The 18,379-nt window shown below is 68.8% G+C and carries 16 protein-coding genes and 5 pseudogenes; 3 read left to right on the top strand and 18 right to left on the bottom strand.

Going from position 1 to position 18,379, the window contains the following annotated elements:
- Position 1 precedes the first annotated feature (1 nt).
- From FRZ33_RS12590 to FRZ33_RS12575, 6 genes and pseudogenes are all read right to left on the bottom strand, one after another.
- Positions 2-1,463, bottom strand: a pseudogene (locus FRZ33_RS12590) (efflux transporter outer membrane subunit).
- The gene (locus FRZ33_RS17810; RefSeq protein WP_425480637.1) at positions 1,456-1,989 is read right to left on the bottom strand and encodes an efflux RND transporter permease subunit; all 534 of its coding nucleotides are present in this window, start codon (positions 1,987-1,989) and stop codon (positions 1,456-1,458) included. Before FRZ33_RS17810 ends, FRZ33_RS12590 begins: the two are co-directional and overlap by 8 nt.
- 73 nt (positions 1,990-2,062) lie before the next feature.
- A pseudogene (locus tag FRZ33_RS12585) lies at positions 2,063-4,625 on the bottom strand (efflux RND transporter permease subunit); the annotation flags it as partial.
- A 157-nt stretch (positions 4,626-4,782) separates the two neighbouring features.
- Positions 4,783-5,957 (bottom strand): annotated as a pseudogene (locus FRZ33_RS12580) (efflux RND transporter periplasmic adaptor subunit).
- A gap of 41 nt (positions 5,958-5,998) precedes the next feature.
- A complete protein-coding gene (locus FRZ33_RS15275) occupies positions 5,999-6,139 on the bottom strand; it encodes a hypothetical protein (protein ID WP_158637223.1) in 141 nt (46 codons plus the stop codon).
- Positions 6,130-6,675: an SDR family oxidoreductase gene (locus tag FRZ33_RS12575; protein ID WP_146910025.1), complete on the bottom strand. Its 546-nt coding sequence runs from the start codon at positions 6,673-6,675 to the stop codon at positions 6,130-6,132. The genes FRZ33_RS15275 and FRZ33_RS12575 overlap by 10 nt, the downstream gene beginning before the upstream one ends.
- A 255-nt stretch (positions 6,676-6,930) precedes the next feature.
- On the opposite strand from FRZ33_RS12575, the gene FRZ33_RS12570 reads away from it, so the two are divergent.
- A complete protein-coding gene (locus tag FRZ33_RS12570) occupies positions 6,931-7,956 on the top strand; it encodes a LysR family transcriptional regulator (RefSeq protein WP_146910023.1) in 1,026 nt (341 codons plus the stop codon).
- Positions 7,957-7,975: 19 nt separating this feature from the next.
- Here FRZ33_RS12570 and FRZ33_RS12565 read toward each other — a convergent pair.
- The 5 genes and pseudogenes from FRZ33_RS12565 to FRZ33_RS12545 form a co-directional block, all read right to left on the bottom strand.
- A pseudogene (locus FRZ33_RS12565) lies at positions 7,976-9,054 on the bottom strand (ABC transporter permease).
- Positions 9,051-9,980: an ABC transporter ATP-binding protein gene (locus tag FRZ33_RS12560; RefSeq protein ID WP_146910651.1), complete on the bottom strand. Its 930-nt coding sequence runs from the start codon at positions 9,978-9,980 to the stop codon at positions 9,051-9,053. The pseudogene FRZ33_RS12565 and the gene FRZ33_RS12560 overlap by 4 nt, the downstream one beginning before the upstream one ends.
- A 14-nt stretch (positions 9,981-9,994) precedes the next feature.
- Positions 9,995-10,834: an HlyD family secretion protein gene (locus FRZ33_RS12555; RefSeq protein WP_227977874.1), complete on the bottom strand. Its 840-nt coding sequence runs from the start codon at positions 10,832-10,834 to the stop codon at positions 9,995-9,997.
- A 111-nt stretch (positions 10,835-10,945) separates the two neighbouring features.
- Complete coding sequence (locus FRZ33_RS12550) at positions 10,946-11,551, bottom strand: TetR/AcrR family transcriptional regulator (protein WP_158637222.1); 606 nt, start codon at positions 11,549-11,551, stop codon at positions 10,946-10,948.
- Positions 11,552-11,685: 134 nt separating this feature from the next.
- On the bottom strand, positions 11,686-12,111 hold the full coding sequence (locus tag FRZ33_RS12545) for a hypothetical protein (protein ID WP_146910019.1): 426 nt from the start codon (positions 12,109-12,111) through the stop codon (positions 11,686-11,688).
- Between the two features lie 270 nt (positions 12,112-12,381).
- Here FRZ33_RS12545 and FRZ33_RS17805 point away from each other — a divergent pair.
- Positions 12,382-12,804, top strand: a pseudogene (locus FRZ33_RS17805) (aspartyl protease family protein); the annotation flags it as partial.
- A 682-nt stretch (positions 12,805-13,486) separates the two neighbouring features.
- Positions 13,487-13,879: an OsmC family protein gene (locus tag FRZ33_RS12535; protein WP_146910650.1), complete on the top strand. Its 393-nt coding sequence runs from the start codon at positions 13,487-13,489 to the stop codon at positions 13,877-13,879.
- 60 nt (positions 13,880-13,939) lie between these two features.
- On the opposite strand, the gene FRZ33_RS12530 is transcribed toward FRZ33_RS12535, so the two are convergent.
- From FRZ33_RS12530 to FRZ33_RS12505, 7 genes are all read right to left on the bottom strand, one after another.
- Positions 13,940-14,647, bottom strand: a complete 708-nt coding sequence (locus tag FRZ33_RS12530; protein WP_146910018.1) for a pirin family protein — start codon at positions 14,645-14,647, stop codon at positions 13,940-13,942.
- On the bottom strand, positions 14,647-14,943 hold the full coding sequence (locus FRZ33_RS12525) for a DoxX family protein (protein ID WP_322618998.1): 297 nt from the start codon (positions 14,941-14,943) through the stop codon (positions 14,647-14,649). Before FRZ33_RS12525 ends, FRZ33_RS12530 begins: the two co-directional genes overlap by 1 nt.
- A gap of 299 nt (positions 14,944-15,242) precedes the next feature.
- Entirely contained in the window at positions 15,243-15,869 is a 627-nt protein-coding gene (locus FRZ33_RS12520; protein ID WP_227977873.1) for a dienelactone hydrolase family protein, read from the bottom strand.
- On the bottom strand, positions 15,803-16,138 hold the full coding sequence (locus FRZ33_RS16445) for a hypothetical protein (protein ID WP_227977872.1): 336 nt from the start codon (positions 16,136-16,138) through the stop codon (positions 15,803-15,805). Before FRZ33_RS16445 ends, FRZ33_RS12520 begins: the two co-directional genes overlap by 67 nt.
- A 67-nt stretch (positions 16,139-16,205) precedes the next feature.
- Positions 16,206-16,706, bottom strand: a complete 501-nt coding sequence (locus FRZ33_RS12515) for a MerR family transcriptional regulator (RefSeq protein WP_227978349.1) — start codon at positions 16,704-16,706, stop codon at positions 16,206-16,208.
- Positions 16,707-16,717: 11 nt separating this feature from the next.
- Positions 16,718-17,185: a hypothetical protein gene (locus FRZ33_RS12510; RefSeq protein WP_146910014.1), complete on the bottom strand. Its 468-nt coding sequence runs from the start codon at positions 17,183-17,185 to the stop codon at positions 16,718-16,720.
- Between the two features lie 68 nt (positions 17,186-17,253).
- Positions 17,254-18,231 (bottom strand): polysaccharide deacetylase family protein, encoded by a 978-nt coding sequence (locus FRZ33_RS12505; protein WP_146910012.1) that lies wholly within the window; start codon positions 18,229-18,231, stop codon positions 17,254-17,256.
- Positions 18,232-18,379 lie beyond the last annotated feature (148 nt).

Raw genomic sequence — 18,379 nt, 5'->3', positions numbered from 1 at the left:
TTCAGTCGCGCGCGGCCAGGTGTTCGCGTTCCGGCAACTGCTCCGGCCAGCCGCCGGCCAGCGCACGGTAGACGGCGACCAGCGAGTTGGCCGTGCGCGCCTGGCTCTGCGCCAGCTGGTCCTGGGCTTCCAGCCGCGTGCGCTCGGCATCGAGCACCTGCAGGAAATCCACCAGTCCGCCTTCATACCTCAGGCGCGCCAGCTCGGCGCCGCGGGCACTTGCGACGGCTGCCGCTTCCAGGTGCGTGAGTTCGCTGCGCGCATGCTGGTAGCGCACGAGTGCAGTCTCGGTTTCCTCCAGCGCACGCAGCACGGTCTGCTGGTAACGCGCCAGGTGTTCTTCGGCGCCGGACTCGGAGGCGGCGATGCGTGCGCACGCGGCCGACATCCAGGAAGGACCAGTCCACGCCCAGCGCAACCAGGCGGGTTTCGCTGTCGCGCGAGAACAGGTCGTTGCTGTCGATCGCCTGGCTGCCGATCAGGCCGCCCAGCGTGAAGCGCGGAAACAGGTCGGCGGTGGCGACGCCGATGCGCGCGGTCGCGGCCTCCAGCCGGTGTTCGGCGGCGGCGATGTCGGGGCGGCGGCGCAGCAGCTCGGCCGGCGCACCGGCGGCGACCGGGTCCTGCAGCACCGGCAGGGCCTGCGAGGACTCCAGCTCGGCGACCAGGGCTTCGGGCGTGCGTCCGGTCAGCACCGCGATGCGGTGCATGTTCGCGGCGACTTCGGCTTCCAGTGCCGGAATGCGGGCGAGGGTGGACTGCCATTGGGCGCCCGCGCGCGCGGTATCGAGCTCCGTGCCACGGCCGGCCTCGTACTGCACCGAAACCAGGTCCAGCGAACCCTTCTGGTTGTCGGCGTTGCTGCGGGCCACCGCCAATTGGGTCTGGCGGCCGCGCAGCTCGAAATAGCTCTGCGCCAGCTCGGCCACGACCGACACCTGCAACGCGGCCAGGTCGGCTTCGGCCGCGTCGCTTTCCGCACGTTGCGCCTGCACGCCGCGGCGGACACGGCCGTAGAGGTCGATCTCCCACGACAGCACCGCGGCGGCGCTGTGGCTTTCGATGTCGCGCTCGTCGCGCGACAGGCCCGGCGCCTGGTCCAGGCTGCTGCGTGATTCGCTGGCGCGCGCTTCCGCGGTGACGGTCGGCGCCAGGTCGTAACGCGACTGCCGCGACAATGCGCGCGCCTGGTCCAGTCGGGCCAGGCCGATGCGCAGGTCGTGGTTGGCGCGCAGCGCGTCCTCGACCAGCCGGGTCAGCAGCGGATCCTCGAACCGCTGCCAGAACGCGACTTCGGTACCGGCGGCGATCGTCGTCGCGGGGCTGGCGGACGCGGTGGCGACTTCATCGCGCAGGAAGCTGTCGCCGGTGGCGATCTCCGGGCGCACGTGGTCGGGCCCGACCATGCAGCCGCTCAGGAACAGCGACAGTGCGACCGCGGCGGACAGGGTGGAATTACGCATGGGTGGTCTCCAGGGCGCCACCGGCGGCGGCGCGGGTTTCGCCGCGCGACACCAGCTTGCGCAGCGCGACGTAGAACACGGGGGTCAGGAACAGGCCGAACAGCGTCACGCCCAGCATGCCGGCGAACACGGTGATGCCCGTGACCGAGCGCACTTCGGCGCCGGCGCCGGTGGCGAACAGCAGCGGCACGGTGCCGGCGATGAAGGCGATCGAGGTCATGATGATCGGACGCAGGCGCAGGCGGCAGGCCTCGAGCGCGGCTTCGACGATGCCCTTGCCCTGCATTTCGAGTTCGCGGGCGAACTCGACGATCAGGATGGCGTTCTTGCAGGCCAGGCCCATCAGCACCACCAGGCCCACCTGCACGAACACGTTGTTGTCGCCGCCGGTCAGCCAGACGCCGAACAGCGCGGACAGCAGGGTCATCGGCACGATCAGGATCACCGCCAGCGGCAGGGTCCAGCTTTCGTACAGTGCGGCCAGCACCAGGAACGCAAGCAGCACCGCAAGCGGGAACACCACCATCGCGGCGTCGCCCCAGGGTCGCTTCCTGGAAGCTCAGGTCGCTCCAGTCGTAGGCCATGCCGGCCGGCAGCACCTGCCCGGCGAGCTCGTCCACCTTGGCCATGGCCTGGGCCGACGAGAACTGGCGCGGATCGGCTTCACCGAGGATGTCGGCGGCCGGATAACCGTTGAAGCGGATCACCGGGTCTGGCCCGTAGGTCTGCTTGATCGTCACCACGCTGCCGACCGGCACCATCTCGCCGCGGTCGTTGCGGGTGCGCAGGTTGGAGATGTCCTGCACGTCGTCGCGGAAGGGCGCGTCGGCCTGCGCGATCACCTGCCAGGTGCGGCCGAACAGGTTGAAGTCGTTGACGTAGGCCGAACCCAGGTAGGTCTGCAGGGTGTCGAACAGTTCGGTCAGCGGCACGCCCCAGGCCTTGGCCTTGACGCGGTCCACTTCGGCGTCCAGCTGCGGCACGTTGGCCTGGTAGCTGCTGATCGGATAACCCATGCCCGGTGTCTGCGACACCGCGCCCTTAAGGCGTTGACGGCGTTCTGCAGCTCGCCGTACCCGAGACCGGCGCGGTCTTCGATGAACAGCGAGTAGCCCGAGCCGTTGCCCAGCCCCTGGATCGGCGGCGGCATGAAAGCGAAGGCGAAACCTTCCTCGATGCCGGCGATCTTCTGGTTGAGCTCGGCCGTGATCTCCTCGGCGCTGCGGTCGCGCTGGTCGAAGGGCTTGAGCGTGAAGAAGGCCACGCCGCTGTTGGGGGTGTTGGTGAACTGCAGCGGGTTCAGGCCCGGGAACGCGACCTCGCTTTCCACACCCTCGATCGACTGGGCGATCTCGGCGATCTTCTTCAGGGCCCGGTCGGTGCGCTCGATCGAGGCGCCTTCCGGCATCTTCACGCCCGAGATCAGGTACAGCTTGTCCTGCACCGGGATGAAACCACGCGGCACTGCCGAGAACACGGTCAGGGTGCCGACCAGCAGGGCGGCGTACACCGCGAACACCGCGCCGCGACGGCCGAGGGTCTTCTTCACCGCGTGTTCGTAACGCTCGGAGTTCTTGCCGAAGAATCGGTTGAACGGGCGGAACACCCAGCCGAACAGGCGGTCGATCAGGCGGGTCGGCGCGTCCGGCGCGGCGCCGTGCGGCTTGAGCAGCTTGGCGGCCAGGGCTGGGGACAGGGTCAGCGAGTTGATCGCCGAGATCACCGTCGAGATGGCGATGGTCACCGCGAACTGCTTGTAGAACTGGCCGGTCACGCCGTCCAGGAAGGCCATCGGCACGAACACGGCGCACAGCACCAGCGCGATCGCGATGATCGGGCCGGAGACTTCCTTCATGGCCTGGTGCGCGGCGGCCAGCGGGGCCAGGCCCTCGCTGATGTTGCGCTCCACGTTTTCGACCACGACGATCGCGTCGTCGACGACGATGCCGATGGCCAGCACGAGGCCGAACAGGGTCAGCGTGTTGATAGAGAACCCGAGCAGGTAGAGCACGGCGAAGGTGCCGACGACCGACACCGGCACCGCGATCAGCGGGATGATCGAGGCGCGCCAGGTCTGCAGGAACAGGATGACGACCAGAACCACCAGCAGGGTGGCCTCGAGCAGGGTCGCGACCACCGCGTTTATGGAGTCGCGGACGAAGATGGTGGTGTCGTAGATGGACTTGATCTCGACGCCCGGCGGCAGGCGCTCGGAGATCTCGTCCATCTTGCCGATCACGGCATCGCGGATCTCCAGCGCGTTGGCACCAGGGGCCTGGAAGATGCCGATGGCCGAGGCGTTCATGCCGTTCAGGCGCGAGCGCAGGGTGTAGTCGCCGGCCGCCAGTTCGATGCGGGCGACGTCGGACAGTTGGACGATCTCGCCGTCGGTGCCGGCCTTGAGCACGATGTCGCCGAATTCCTCGGCGCTCTGCAGGCGGCCCTTGGCATTGATCGGCAGCAGGAAGTCGCTGCCGTTGGGCATGGGTTCGGCGCCGAGCTGGCCGGCCGAGACCTGGATGTTCTGTTCACGCACGGCGCGCAGCACGTCGCCCGCCGTCATTCCACGGGCGGCGATCTTGTCGGGGTCGAGCCAGATCCGCATCGCATAGTCGCCGCCGCCGAAGGCCTGGGCGTCGCCCACGCCCGGGATGCGGGCCAGTTCGTCCTGACGTGCAGGCGCATGTAGTTGCGCAGGTAGAGCGAGTCGTACTTGCCGTCGGTGGACACCAGGTGCACCACCATCAGGAACACGGGCGACTGCTTCTGGGTGGTCACGCCCTGCCGGCGCACGTCCTCGGGCAGCCGGGCCAGGGCCTGGCTGACGCGGTTCTGCACGCGCACCGCGGCCTCGTCGGCGTCGGTGCCGGGACGGAAGGTGACGGTCATCTGCATCACGCCGTCGGAACCGGCGACGGACTTGACGTACATCATGTCCTCGACGCCGTTGATGGCTTCCTCGAGCGGTGTCGCCACCGTCTCGGCGATGACCTTGGGATTGGCGCCCGGATAGACGGTGCGCACGACCACGGAAGGCGGCACGACCTCGGGGTATTCGCTGATCGGCAGCCGCGGGAGCGCGATCAGGCCGGCGGCGAAGATCACGATCGACAGCACCGCCGCGAAGATCGGCCGGTCGATGAAAAAGCGGGAAAAGTCCATGGATGACTCCGTTGCGGCGTGGCCGCGGGAATAGTTCGGCGTGGCGCGCGTCCTGCGCACCCCGGGTGTGTCGGGGGCCCGACGTGCGGCGCCGGCTACGAGGGGGAGGCGTAGCGGGGCGCCGCACGTTGGGCGGCAAAGCGGAAAGCTCAGGCGGTCACGGCGAGCTGGCGACGGCGTTGGCGATCACGGCTGCTTCCTGCGGCTTGGCGTCCAGCGGCATGCCGGGGAAGAAGATCTTCTGCACGCCGCTGACCACGACCTGGTCGCCGGCGGCCAGGCCGGTCTCGACCACGCGCAGGCCATCGATGATCCGGCCCAGGGTGATGTCCTTGCGCACGGCGGTGTTGTCGGCGCCGAGCACGTACACATACTTGCGGTCCTGGTCGGTCAGCACGGCCTTGTCGTCGATCAGCAGCGCCGAATCCGGCTCGCTGCCGATCAGCTGCACGCGGGCGAACAGCCCCGGGGTGAACACGCGGTCGGTGTTGTCGAGCACGGCGCGGGCGCGGATGGTGCCGGTGCTCGGATCCACCTGGTTGTCCATAAGTCGACCACGCCGGCATGCGGATAGCCTTCCTCGCTGGCCAGGCCCACGCGCACCGGGTTACGGGCGTCGCGGGAGCTGGGGCGGCCACCGTCGCGGGCCATCTCGTTGTAGCGCAGGTAGGTCTGCTCGTCGCCTTCGAAATAGACGTGTACCGGGTTGAGCGAGACCACCGTGGTCAGCACCGTCGCATCGGGCGAGGCCAGGTTGCCGGTGGTGACCATCGCGCGGCCGGCGAGGCCGTCGATCGGCGCGCGCACCTGGGTGAATTCCAGGTTCAGGCGTGCGACCGCGGCCTGCGCCTCGGCGGCGCGCACGTCGGAGACGGCCTGCGAGGTGGCGGCGCGGCGCTGTTCCAGTTCCTCGGTGGAGATGGCGCGGGCGTCGGCCAGTTTCCGGGCGCGGGCCAGTTCGCTTTCCGACAGTGCGGCGCGGCTGCGGGCGCGGCTCAGTTCGGCTTCGGCGCGGTCGAGTTCGGCACGATAGGTGCGGGCGTCGATGACGAAGAGTACCTGGCCCTTCTTCACCTCCTGGCCCTCCTCGTAGTTGACACGTTCGATATAGCCGCCGACGCGCGGACGCAGCTCGACCGTTTCCACCGCGGCGACGCGGCCGGTGAACTCGTCCCAGTGCGCGACCTTCTTCGCGAGCACGGGCGCGACGCTGACCTGGGCGGCCGGGATGCTGCCGTGTTCCTGGGCTTGGCTGCCGCAGGCGGCCAGCACGGCGAGGGTCAGCGCGAAGGTCGCGGCACGGGCGGCGTGGGTGAGGGGATGGCGGGTCATGGCGTTGCCTCTTGGCGTGAATGTGGGAAAGGGAAGCGGGTTCAGGCGGGGCGGCGGCGGCGGTCGAAGCGCACCACCGGCTCTTCGCCGGCGTGGGCGACGAGGTCCACCACGCGACTGGCGAGTTCTTCGGGCAGCGGCCAGTCCGGACAGGCGTTCTCGCGGTTGGCGGTCAGGCACAACGGCGCGCATACGGCCAGCTGCTGCACACGCACCGGACCGTCGCGGGTTTCTTCGCGCAGGGCGCGCGCCAGCATGCGCAGCGCCGCCGACGACACCGACATGTGGCCATATCCGGCCCAGGAGATTCCGCGGCCGGACCACCGATCAGCAGGTAGGGGCCGGGGCCGCCGGTTTCGGCCAGCAGCGGCAGCAGGTGGCGCGCGGCCACCAGGTGCGGGAACAGGTCTTCGTCGAAGGTCTCGCGCAGGCGTTCGACCGGCTGGTCGAGCAGACGGCCCGGCGTGAACTCGCCGCCGACCATCGCCACCACCGCACCCGGCGGGCGCCGCAGCAGGCGCACCGCATTGGCCAGCGCGGCGCCCGCGGTTTCGGTGCGGGTATTGCCCGGCACCCGCACCAGCTCCGGGCCGTTGCCGGCCGGACGGGTGAGGGCTTCGAGCTGGGCGCGTTCCGGCGCCACCGCGATCACCGGATGGTGGGCGGCCAGCAGGGCGTCAACCACGGCCTGGCCGACCTCGCCGATCGCGTCCAGCACGAGTACGGGTTTCTTGATTGTCCCGCTGGCGGGACGGTATGGCCCATTATTCGGGTAAATCGGGACAGTCGACATGGCGGTACTTCGGGAGGGAGGGGAGCCCAAGCCTCCTGACCGGGGGAGGGGATGCGGGAAGCCTGGGCTCAGGGCGCACAATCTATGCCCACAACCGGCACTTGATAAGCCGGCAAAAGAGGGAATAATTGTCCCGCCTGCGGGCCAATGGCCTGCGCCTCTCCCTCGGAGTCCTTACCCATGTCCCGCGATCTCAACGACACCCTGATCTTCGCCAAGGTGGTGGAACAGGGCAGCTTCACGGCTGCCGCGAAAGCGCTCGGCCTGCCCAAGACGACGGTCAGCCGCAAGGTGCAGGAGCTGGAGGAGCGCCTCGGTGCGCAGCTGCTCAACCGCACCACCCGCAAGCTCGGGCTCACCGAGGCCGGTGCCGTCTACCACGACCACAGCGCCCGCATCGCGCGCGAACTCGAAGAGGCGGAAAGCGCCGTCGGCCAGTTGCAGAGCGGGCCGCGTGGCTGGCTGCGAGTCACCGCGCCGTATTCGATAGGCATCCTGTGGATCGCGCCGCTGCTGAGCGAATTCCACCAGCGCTATCCGGAAGTGCGCATCGACCTGAACCTGGGCAATGAAAAGCTCGACCTGATCGCTTCGGAAACGGATGTCGCCCTGCGCATCGGCAACCTTCCCGATTCGTCCCTGGTCGCGCGCAGGCTCGAAAGCTTCCGGACCCAGATCTATGCCAGCCCCGAATACATCGAGCGCCACGGCGAGCCGCTGCACCCGGACGACCTTCAGCACCACCGCGTGATGGCCTATTCCAAGCACCGGCACGGCAACCGTTATTACTGGCCGCTGGTGGCCACGGGTGGCAACCAGCAGGTGGTGGACTACCTGGTCAATCCGATCTTCGTCGCCAACGACCCGGCGCCGCTGCAGGGTGCGATGCTGTGCGGCGAAGGCCTGCTGATCGCCACCGACGTCAGCATCAAGCCCTTCATCGAAAGCGGCCGCGCCGTGCGCGTGCTGGCCGGCTGGACCGGGCCGCAGGTGGATTTCAACGCGGTGTTCACCCGTGGCCGGGTGCCGTCGCCGAAGGTGCGCGCCTTCGTTGACTTCCTGGTCGAGCGCCTGAGCTTCGACGCCAGCTACATGATGAAGACCTGCCCGCAGGAAATGTGCCAGGAAGGGCGCGCGCTCGAACTGCCGGTGGTGGACGAGGTGCCGCGCAAGCTGGCGGCCGTACCGGATCCGGTCGCGGCCTGAGCCGCGGCTCTGGTCCGACTCAATCCAGCCGCTTGCTGAACTTCAGGATCGCCACCGTCATCATCACCGCGGTGAAGGCGCACAGCGCCAGCACCGACGGCAGCAGGTCGCCCAGGTCGGCGCCGCGAAGCATCACGCCGCGGATCAGGCGCATGAAGTGGGTCAGCGGCAGCAGCTCGGCCAGCCACTGCGCCAGCACCGGCATGCCCGCGAACGGGAACATGAAGCCCGACAGCAGGATCGAGGGCAGGAACACGAAAAAGGTCATCTGCATGGCCTGGAACTGCGACTTTGCCTGGGTCGAGATCAGCAGGCCCAGGCTCAGGCTGGCGGCGATCAGCAGCAGCGCCGCCACATAGACCGAGGCCAGCGAGCCACGGATCGGCACCTGGAAGATCCACATGCCGAGCAGCAGCACAACGGTAGTCTGGACCAGGCCGATTCCGACGTAGGGAAGCACCTTGCCAATCATCAGTTCGGCGCTGCTAACCGGGGTGGTGATCAGCAACTCCATGTTGCCGCGCTCGCGTTCGCGCACGATGGCCACGCCGGTGAACAGCACCATGGTCAGGGTCAGGATCACGCCGATCAGGCCGGGCACGATGTTGACCGCCGAACGCCGTTCGGGATTGTAGAAACTCACCACGCTCACCAGCTGCTTCGCGGTGACCTGGCCTTCAAGCGGGATCCGGGCCAACTGCCCGGCGCTGGCCTGCACCACGGTGTCGCTGCCGTCGACCAGGATCTGGACCGATTCGCGGCCGTCGATGCGCCGGCGTTCGTAGTCGTGCGGGATGGCGATGCCGACACTGATGCGTCCGCTGCGCAACAGGTCCATCAGGTCGGCCGGTGAGCGTGCGGAGGCCGTTGGCACGATCACGCCCGTCGCCAGCAGGTCCTGAACCAGCGCGCGTGATCCCGCCGTTTGCGCTTCGTCAGCCACGGCCGCGGGCAGGTTGCGCACGTCCATGTTGATCGCGTAGCCGAACAGCAGCAGCTGCAGCACGGGAATGCCGACGATCATGCCCAGGTCATGCGGTCCCGGGCCAGCTGCCGCAGCTCCTTGACCATCACCGCGAGCAGGCGGCGCGGACTCATGCCGCTTCCCCGCGGGCCGCGCGCCGGCCGTGGGTCGCCGCCACGAACACGTCCTCCAGGCTCGGCGCCACCGGCACGATGCGCGCTTCCGGATCCTGCGCCTGCAGGGCCGCGCGCAGGCCGTCGAGGTCGCGGAATCCGGGTTCGGCCAGCACGCGCAGTTCATTGCCCACCTGGGCGACGCTGGCGATGCCGTTGAAACCCGACAGCAAAGCCGCGGCGCGACGCGGATGCGTGCTGGTGGCCAGCAGCGTGCGGTCCACGAGTTCCGCGCCCAGCTCCGCGGGCGTGCCATCCGCCACGAGTTCGCCCTGGTCGAGGATCGCCAGTCGATGGCAGCGTTCGGCCTCGTCCATGTAATGGGTGGAGACGAGCAGGGTGGTGCCGCCGTCCGCCAGTTCGAAAAGTTTTTCCCAGAAGTCGCGCCGCGACTCCGGATCCACTGCGCTGGTGGGCTCGTCCAGGAACAGCAGCTCCGGGTTGTGCACTACCGCGGCCGCCAGCGCCAGGCGCTGCTTCTGGCCGCCGCTCATCGTGCCGGCCAGCTGTTTCTGGCGATCGGCCAGGCGGTAGTCGACCAGCAGTTCGTCCACCCGTGTGCGCATCCGCCTGCGCGGCAGGTCCTGTACGGTGGCCATGAATTCGAGGTTCTCGCGCACGCTCAGGTCCTCGAACAGCGAGAACTTCTGGGTCATGTAACCGATGCGGCGCTTGAGCGCTTCGGCCTGCTGCGGCACCTTCAGCCCCAGTACCTGGATCTCGCCGGCGCTGGGCGTCAGCAGCCCGCACAACATGCGGATGGTGGTGGACTTGCCGGAGCCATTCGGGCCGAGGAAGCCGTACACGCAGCCGCGCGGCACGGTCAGGGCCACGTCGTTGACCGCCACCAGCGCACCGAAGCGCCGGGTCAGGCCTTTCGTGCGGATGACGATCTCGTCGTTCATGGTTTCGTGGCCTGGAACTCCGCGCGCACCGGATGCCCGATCGGCAGCGCGTCGGCGGCTGTGTCAAGTTCGATCTCGGCCAGCCATGAAAGCCGCGACGCGTCCTCGCCGGACAGGGCGTAGTAGGGCGTGAAACTGGGTTCGCTGCGGATGGCGCGCACACGGCCGTTGAAGTGGATGTCGGTGCCGTGCAGGCGCACGGTGGCGGTCGTGCCCACCTGCACCGAGGCCCGCAGCGGCTGCGGGATGTAAACGCGCGCATAAGGACGATCGCCCACCAAGAGGATCGCCAGCGGCGTGCCGACCGGCACCTGGTCGCCGAGCCGGTAGGGCAGGCTTTCGACGAAACCGGCGCGCGGCGCCGTGATGCGGGTGCGCGCGAGGTCGACCTGCAGCGATTGCACCTCGGCTTCGGCGGCCGCAAGCGCGGCCTCGGCCTGCACGATCTGCTCGCTGCGGGTGCCGTTCTCGAGCAGGGTCAGCGACTCGCGCGCGGCCAGTTCCTGGGCATCGGCGCTGGCGAGCGCGGCGCGGGCGAAGTCCAGGTCGGAAGGCGGCAGCATTTCGCGTTCGACCATGCGGCGCACGCGGTCGAAATCGCGGCGGGCGGTCAGCGCCACGCCCTCGGCGCCGCGCAACTGGGCGCGTGCGGCGGCGATGGTTTCACCGCGCGGGCCGGCGCGCGCTTCGTCCAGGGCCGCGCGCAGGCGCATGGCGTCGGCGCGGGCGGCGTCGAGGCGGGCGCCGGTGCGTTCGGGCTCCAGCACCAGCACGGTGTCGCCGGCGGCCACGGTCTGGCCTTCGCGCACGACGATTTGTGCGATGCGTTCCGACACCGGTGCCGGCAGCGTGATCCGGTCGCGCTCCAGGTGTGCCCAGGGCGTAGTCCGGTTCGGGACTGCAGGCGGCGAGCAGTGCCGCCAGGGGGATCAGCAGGGCGGGATTCTTCATGGGCTCTTCGCGATGCCGGCCATCAGCACGGCGAGATGGTGGGAAATCAGGGCATCCGCATGCTTCGGGCTGGTGTCGATGCCCAGCGCCATGTTGACCAGCGGCGCGGCGAGGAAGGGAAAGATGCAGAGCGAGAGCACGGACATGGCGACCTCGGACGGGTCCAGGTCGGCGCGGAAATCGCCGCGTTCCTGTCCTGCCTGCACGACCCCGCGCAACATCGCTGCCATGCCGCCCGCGAAACGTTCCGGGAACGTGGTGCGCAGCGCGCCACCGTCGCTCAGGACCTCGCGAACGATCAGCCGGGGCAGCCACGGGTTTTTCGAAGCGGTCGTGGTGTAGGCGTGCACGAAGGCGCGCAGCGCCGCGACCGGATCGGGCCCGGCCGCCTTGACCGCCACGCCGAGTCCCTGCGCCAGCGGCGCGACCCGGTCTTCGACCACGGCGTCCAGCAGGCCGGCCTTGTCCTTGAAGTAGTAGTGGGTGAGGGCCGGCGTCACCTTCGCGGCGAGCGCGATCTGGCGCAGGCTGGTCGCGGCGAAACCGTGTGCGGCGAACTGCTCGCGCGCGGCGTCGATCAGGGTCTCGCGATGGTCGTGCAACCCTGCCGCCGGACGGCCGGGGGTACGGGTGCGGCGGGCGGTGGTCCTGGCAGGAGTCCGGGGCATGGCGCGGACATTAATTTATGGGGTAATTAAATACAAGTGCCGGGCTGGAACCCTCGCCTGGCCGGTCTTCAGTCCTCATTGCCAGATCGCTGCGAGCCGCGTCGGCCGGGCTTGGCGGGCAGCGGTGCCAGCACGAAGGACAGGCTGACCAGTTGGTCCCGGCCGGCCCGCCGAGGTCCCTGCAGCAGCTGCTGCAGCCGGATCAGCAGGCGATTGGCTTCGGCCAGGTCGCGCGGGTTCACCCAGCCCTTGTTGCGGCCGGCCCAGAGCTCGCGTTCCGGACCGTCCTTCACCGTTCCGGGATCCTGCAGCGCGGCGCGGAAATCACGTCGCGCCGCCTGCAGCAGCTTGTCGACGACGCGGCCAACGGCATCGCTGCTCTCCGCGTCCTTGCCGTAATCGAGTTTGAGTGGCGCGCCGCGTCCTTTGCCAAGGCGGTAACGGCGGGCGTTGCCCGCGGTTTCCACACGCTGCAGCAGGCCGGCCTTGGCCAACAGGTCGAAGTGGTAGTAGAGGCCGTCGGGTGGTCGCCCGAGCTGCGCGGCGACCGCCGCGACATCGGCTTCGCCGCCCAGCGCCTCCAGGTGTCGACCAGGTCCTGCCGGACCGGACTGGCCAGAAGGGCGATCTGTTCTGGGCCGCTGACGCGCTGGTATCTCCGTGCGCGGGTGGGGGAGGACTTTCGGGAGGGTGCCATGAGTTGGCTTGCCTGTGTTGAAAAACGAGTCTAGTTTTCAACACAACATCCACCGAGGGCAAGTGCCATGAATGCGTCCCGTCCGTCCCGTCCCCTGGCCCGCGTCGCCGCCGCGATCGGCCTGGCCCTGTGCCTGGCCGCCTGCGACCAGATCACGATGGCCCGGCTCTATTTCGCCAACAACGGCACCGAGGTGCAGTTGAAGCAGGCGTTGCCGCTGACCCTGCCGTTCCGTGAGAACAACGGCTGGGTGATCGTTTCGGCCCACGTCAACGGTGCACCGGCGGACTTCGTGCTCGACACCGGTGCGTCCATGCTCGCCATCCTCACCAGCGACAGGACCGAGGGGCTGGGCCTGGACATGAGCAACGTCCAGCGCATCGGCGACGCCGACAGCCTGGCGGCGATCAACGCCGCGGTGCAGCCGTCGGTGGACATCGATTTCGGCCCGCTGGTGCTGCCGGACCAGACCGTGCTGGCCATTCCGGTGCAGACGCTCAAGTGCGCCGGCGAGATCCCCGAGCCGCCGTTCCAGGGGGTGATCGGCCACGAGCTGTTCCATCGTTATGTGGTCGAGATCAATTACGACCGCGGCGAAGTGGTGCTGCACGATCCGGAAACCTACCGGTACACCGGCAATGGCGAGATCGTCCCCGCCGACATCAGCAGCCGCCAGCCCTACGTGCAGGCGCGGGTCACGGCGCCCGACGGCGCGGCCTACGAGGCCCGGCTGCATGTCGACAGTGGCGCCGGCATCGACCTGAGCCTGTTCCCGCAGACGCACGAGGGCATCGTGGTGCCCGCGGGCGGTTCGACCAAGAACGGCTGTTTCGTCGGCGGCCTGGCCAAGTACCAGACCGGCACTTCGGTGGAGGTCGGATTCGGCGGTGGCCATGCCGTGTCCACGCCGGTCGACTATTCGATCGGCGACGAGGTCATCGACACCGGCCAGAACGGCCGGATCGGCTCGCGTTTCCTGCGCCGGCACAACGTGGTGTTCGACTACTCGCGCGGGCAGATGATCCTGGAGCCGCGGGACAACGCGGCTACCACGGAAGTTGCGGCAGCGGCCGGGGCCGGATCCGGGGATGAGTCCGTTCGACGCCGTGGACCAGCGGCGCCGGCGTGGCAAAGTGCCCCTGTCCGTCATCCCAGAGGAGCCCGCCATGGCCATCGCCGGCGCCACCATCGTTTCCACCGGCACCAACTACGTGCACGACATCGTCACCGCCGGCTTCGGCCTGATCGCCGACGAGCCGGAACGCGCGGGCGGCACCGGCGCCGGCCCCGCACCCTACGACTACTACCTGGCGTCGCTGGCGGCCTGCACCGCGATCACCCTGCGCATGTACGCGCAGAAGAAGGGCTGGGAACTGGGCCGGCTGACCGTGGACCTGGTGCTGCGCAAGGACGAGGCCGGCCACGCGACGGTGCAGCGCACCCTGCGCAGCGATGCGGCCCTGGACGAGGCGCAGTGGACGCGCCTGCTCGAGATCGTCGCCAACACGCCGGTCACGAAGACAATGCGCGAAGGCGCCGACATCCAGACCGTGCGCGGCGCCTAGGCAATAAAACGCCGGCCGGGGAGTCCCCGGCCGGCGTCGGTCAGCAAATCGCCCGCCGCATCACTCCATCGGCGGCAGGTCGAACACCAGTACCTCGGCGTCGCGGCCCTGTTCGATCACGATGCGCGGCTCGTCCTTGAACTTGAGCGCATCGCCGGCCGCCAGGTGCTGGCCGTTCACCACCAGCCGGCCGCGCACCAGGTGCACATAACCCAGGCGGCCCGGCGTCAGCGCCAACTCGGCACGCTCGTCGCCGTTGAACAGGCCGGCGTACATCCGTGCGTCCTGGTTGATCGACACCGAACCCTCGGCGCCGTCCTGGCTCACCACCAGCCGCAGGCGGCCACGCTTTTCCTCGTCCGTGAAGGTCTTCTGCGCGTACGAGGGCTTCACGCCCATGAACTTCGGGATGATCCAGATCTGCAGGAAGTGCGTGGTGCCGCTGGCGCTGTAGTTGAACTCCGAATGGGTGATGCCGGTGCCGGCGCTCAGGCGCTGCACTTCGCCCGGAACGATGGACTCTGTGTTGCCCATCGAGTCCTTGTGGCCGAGCGAGCCCTCGAGCACGTAGCTGATGATCTCCATGTCCCGGTGGCTGTGCGTGCCGAAACCCTGGCCCGCGGCCACGCGGTCTTCGTTGATCACCCGCAGCGGACCCCAGTGCACGTGCCTGTCGTCGCGGTACTCGGCGAACGAGAAGCTGTGCCACGAGTCCAGCCAACCGTGGTTGGCGTGGCCACGTTCATTCGCTGGACGCAGGGCGATCATTACGCACCGCCCTTCGCGCGGCGCGCGGCGATCAGGCCATCAACGCTGAACTTGCCGGCGCCATGCGCGGCGAGCACCAGGAAACCACCGGCGATGGCGATGTTCTTGAAGAAGTTGATGAACTGCATCTGGTCGGCCAGCTGGAAGTGGAACAGGAAGGCGCTGGCGACCGAGAACACGGCCAGGCCGAGCGCGGCCCAGCGGGTGAACAGGCCGGCGGCCAGGGCGAGGCCACCGACGATCTCGGCGAAGATCACCAGCGGAAGCAGGCCGCCCGGCACGCCCATGGCTTCCATGTAGCCCCTGGGTGCCTTCGTAACCGGCGCCCAGCTTGGCGAAGCCGGACAGCACGAAGATGGCGGACAGGCCGAAACGGCCGACGAGGTTGGAAAGGTTGTTCATGACGTGGCTCCTTTGGCAGGCGGACCGGGTCGGCGGGATGCCGTTCCTGCGGGGCGTCTGTCGTGGGGCGAAGTATGGGAGCCTACAAAACGGCATCAATTAGCAGTTGTGTACATCTATCGTTGCAATATGAGCAACGCCGGAGAGGCAGGCTCCGGGGATTCGGCACCGGAGTCGCCATCGGATCAAGCACTTAGGCTTTCAATCGCCGCCCGAACAGCGCCAGCGCCGCCTCCCAGGCCTGTTTCGCCGCCGCTTCGTGATACCGCGGCGTGGTGTCGTTGTTGAAGCCGTGCTGGGTGCCGGGCGGCTGCAGCAGGGTGTAGGTGACGCCGGCCTGTTCCAGCGCCGCCTCGTAGGCGGGCCAGCCGGCGTTCACGCGCTCGTCGTTCTCGGCCAGTACCACCAGCAGTTCGGCCTTGATCTTCGGCACGTCTTCGAGCGACGGGCCGCTACCGTAGAAAGGCGCCGCGGCGCTCAGGCCGGGCAGGCGCGTGGCCAGGAAATTGGTGATCGCGCCGCCGTAGCAGAAGCCGATCGCGCCGAGCCGGCCGTTGCCCGACGCATGCGCCTGCAGCCAGGCCGCGGCGGCGAGCATGTCCTCGCGGGTTTTTGCCTGGTCGAGCTCGCCGAACTTCGCACGGGCGCTGTCCTCGTCGCCCGGATATCCGCCCAGCGGGTACAGCGCGTCCGGCGCGAAAGACAGATAACCCTCGAGCGCCAGGCGTCGCGTCACGTCCTCGATGTGCGGGTTCAGGCCACGGTTCTCGTGCACCACCAGCACCACGGGCAGCGGGCCGGTCGCGTCGGCGGGACGCACGAGGTAGCCGCGGCCTTCGCCGTATCCCTTCGGCGACGGAAGGTCACGTACTCCGTCTTCAGGCGCGCATCGGCCGGCGCGATCTGCTGCGCGGCGGCGAAATCCGGCGTGAGTGCCGCGAGCAGGCCGGCGGCGCCGGCGCTGCCGGCGAACGCGGCGGCCCCCTTGAGGAAACCGCGCCGGTCGATCAGCCCGTGCACGTACTGGTCGAACAGGCGCATCACTTCCGGCGGGAAATCGTCCGCGGTCCTGCGGTGGCGTTCGCGCATGGCGGGGCTCCAGGCTGGGGTTGTGGCGATGATTCCAGAACCCGCGTATGGAAACGTGAAACCGATGTCAGCCGGTGTCGTTTCGGGACCAGGCGCGGATCTTCCCGATCTCGTCCTCATCCAGACCCAGCGACACCAGGAAATCCCGGTGCGCCTCCGGCTGCCGCGCCTCGAACGCGACGTGCCAGCGCCGCATGCCCTCGTCGTCCAGGCCGATGGCGCGGAACATCGTGGTCCATGCCGCCTTGTCCAGGCCGCGTGCAGGCGCCGGCTGCCCCAGCATGGCGCACAGCACGCGCTGCTGTTCCTGCATCTGCCGCATCTGCCCGTTGAGCGCGACCAGCTGCTGTTCCAGCACGGCCGTCAGCGACGAGCGGCTGTCGAGCACGGCACGGATGCCGTCCAGCGGCAGGCCGCCGGCGCGCAGGGCGACGATGCGCTGCAGACGCGCCACGTCGTCGGCCGAATACAGCCGGTACCCGGCGCCGCTGCGGGCACCGGGCGACAGCAGGCCGATGCGGTCGTAATACAGCAGGGTGCTGCGCGACAGGCCGAAGCGCCGGCCCATCGCGGTCACCGTCAGTGGTTTTTCCGTTGCGCGAACCATTGGTTCATCAGTCCTTCCCACGTTTCCATCATGGCCAGCCAGGCCTCGGCGGTGAAGCCGCGCACCGTGGCCGTGCCCGCGTCGGACGTGGCCGTGAAACGGTAGCGCACTGCGACTTTCGAATCATCCGGGCCATCGGGTGCGACATCGATGCTGATGTCCACCACCACGCCTTCGGGATGGAAGCGCACGAAGCGCACATGGCGGTCGGGTTCGTGCGCGGCCGTGTACCACACCGTCTCGCCCGTGCCACGCGGCGAGGCGAACACCGCGCCGGCCTCGGCCAGCCCGGAGCGGCTGTGGATCATCCGGGCTTCCCAGTCCGGCATCCATTCCTTTTCGCGCACCGGGCATAACAGGGGGAACACGTCGTGCGGCGGCGCGTGGATGGTCTGGACGTAGTGGTGGTCGACGTGTTCGGCGATGACGGGCGGGTGCATGGCGGGTCTCCTCGGGTCGGGGGAGGCCAGCGTGAAGGGTGAAGCGATGGACGGGTCAAGCGCCTGCACTATTCGCTGTCGATGCCGGCCAGGTCGAGCACCCAGCGTGGCGTCCGTGGTTCGCCGGCGAAAAATTCCGGCGGCTTGTCCTCGCCGATCGCCCAGCGGTGCAGCCAGCTCGGGCCCCAGCGGCCGGTATAGGCATCTGCGCGCGCGTAGGCCGGGTCCCGCATTGCTTCGGCCAGCGGCACCACGCGGTAGCCGCGGGCGTGCACGCCGGCGAGCAGGGCCGGGTAGGTGTCGGCATTGATCTGATTGGCGTGCAACAGCCAGGTCTGGGGCAGGGCATACCCGAGCAGGGCGATGGAAAAACGTTCGTAGTAGTCGAGCTTGGCCAGCATGTACGGCACGTACTCTTCGCGCAGGCGCTGCAGCGTGGCCACGTCGCCGCCCTGTTCAAGCACCTTGCGATAGGCCAGGGCCCAGATCCAGTCGCTGTTGTCCACCGTCACCGGGGCGATGCGGTAGCCGTGTTCCGCCAGGAATGCTGCCAGTGCGGCCTTGTCTTCGGCCGTGCGGCCGGCGCGCAGGTAGGGATGGCGGAACCACTCCGGTGCTGCGCCGCGTTCGGCCAGCAGCGGACGCAGTTGGCGCTCACCCTTGAGGATGTCGTCCTGGTAGGCGGGCAGCCCGACGGCGTGCAGGTCCACGTGGCCGTGGGTGTGGTTGCCCAGTTGCGCGCCGGCGTCGAGCCAGTCGCGCAGCATCTGCAGGCGTTCGGGCACGACCTCGCCGTCCACTTCGAGCTTGATCTCGTTGACGAAACCGGTGACCGGAGCGTCTGCGGCGCGGATCGCCGCCACCAGACGGTGGTGGCCCGCCAGCAGTTCCGGCGCGGGTATGCGCGGCGGGTGGCTGCCGAGGCCGGCCCAGGGCAGGTCATCCACGGTGATGGCGATGCGGCGGTCGGGTTCGACCGGTGTCAGTGCGGCGGCGGGCATGCACGACAGCAGGCTCGTGCACAGGACCAGGATCGGCAGGCGCATGCGGAATCAGCCCGGGGTCGAAAGAACGATCAGGATAGCCTGTCCGTCGGCCACCGGTCCGGTGACGGTTTGTCACGTTTCGCCCTGTCGCGCCGTCCATGCATTCGTCCGCTCCAGGACGGGATTCGTCACAAGGGCCCCACGGACC

Source organism: Arenimonas daejeonensis, assembly GCF_007993735.1.
In the GTDB taxonomy this organism is placed as follows: domain Bacteria; phylum Pseudomonadota; class Gammaproteobacteria; order Xanthomonadales; family Xanthomonadaceae; genus Arenimonas; species Arenimonas daejeonensis.
This window is presented reverse-complemented; position numbering and strand designations above follow the sequence as displayed.